We start from the raw sequence: 1,137 nt of genomic DNA, 5'->3' as shown, positions 1-1,137 counted from the left end.
AATAGATGTATCCAGAAATTAAATTGCGTTAAAAAAAGAGGGTAAAACGAAGTTTTCGTCGCCTATCCCTCCATGAAAAAACTACTTGATTATATCCAGATTCACCCCCAAAAAACTCAATCGTTGCTAGGCATCAGTTTTGAGGATTTCCAACCATTGAACGAACAGGTCAAACAAGCTCAGGCTGAAAATCAAGCCCAACTGGAAGCAAAAAAAGTGCGGGTGAACGCCAAGGGAGCAGGACGACCCGCGCAACTGAGCCTGTACGAAACCATGGGATTGTGTCTGTTCTATCTGCGGCACGATCCCACGTTTGAAGGGTTGGGGATGCTGTTCGAGGTCTCAAAAAGTGAAGCGCATCAGACGTTCCACGAGGGACTGAAACTTCTGCGACAGGTATTGCCCGCCCGTTTGTTCGAGGAGTATGGGCACGATCCCTATTTGTGGTCGGTGGTGCAGGAATTATTGCAAGCGGAAGTGCTGCTGTGTGACAGCACAGAACAAGCCAGAGAACGTCCAGGTGACGACGCTGCCCAGAAAATCTGTGACTCAGGTAAAAAGCAACAGCACACGCAAAAAACCGGAGTGCTCGGCACCGCAGACGGACAAGAGCTTGTCGATGTGATTGCAGGAGTGCCAGAACCGACGGCCGACATCCAGCTTTTGCGGCAACACCAAGCGCGCCTCGATCGCACCCAGCGATATCGAGGAGATAAAGCCTATCAAGGAGCCGATCGCACCCTCACCCCCCACAAAAAGCCGAGAAACCGAGAACTCACGGAAGCCCAACGTGCAGAAAACCAGGTAATTTCGGGTCAGCGCATCTTCATCGAACACCTGATTCGTCGCTTAAAGGTCTTTCGGATTCTCACCCATCGGTTTCGCCTGCATTCGCAGCGCTATGAAGCAGTAATGTTGACCATTTGTGGGCTGGTGAGATTGCGATTAGGCAGGCTTGATTTCACGAATTACGACTTTTGAAATCAGGAGAAAGCTGATGATTTAAGCCACGCGATGTTGAACAATGGTTTCTGTTAGAAACTGCCTCAACCCGTGATGCTATCGTTCTGGAACAATCCTGGTGAAATGACCTCAAACCCAGGAGTAGTCTCGCTTGTAAATTCTCGGAAAGGTCTA

The 1,137-nt window shown here is 49.5% G+C and carries 1 protein-coding gene; it reads left to right on the top strand.

Annotated elements, in window-relative coordinates; all coding sequences use genetic code 11:
• Positions 1-72: 72 nt before the first annotated feature.
• Complete coding sequence (locus ACJ2PR_RS36045) at positions 73-981, top strand: transposase family protein (protein ID WP_446880662.1); 909 nt, start codon at positions 73-75, stop codon at positions 979-981.
• Positions 982-1,137: the final 156 nt, after the last annotated feature.

This window comes from Phormidesmis sp. 146-33 (genome assembly GCF_052939515.1).
Note: the sequence above shows the minus strand (reverse complement) of the source record. Positions and strands in the feature narration are given on the sequence as shown.

Coding starts and splice junctions, on each gene's coding strand:
- ACJ2PR_RS36045 (WP_446880662.1), top strand. CDS start 73: ATGAAAAAACTACTTGATTATATCCAGATTCACCCCCAAAAAACTCAA.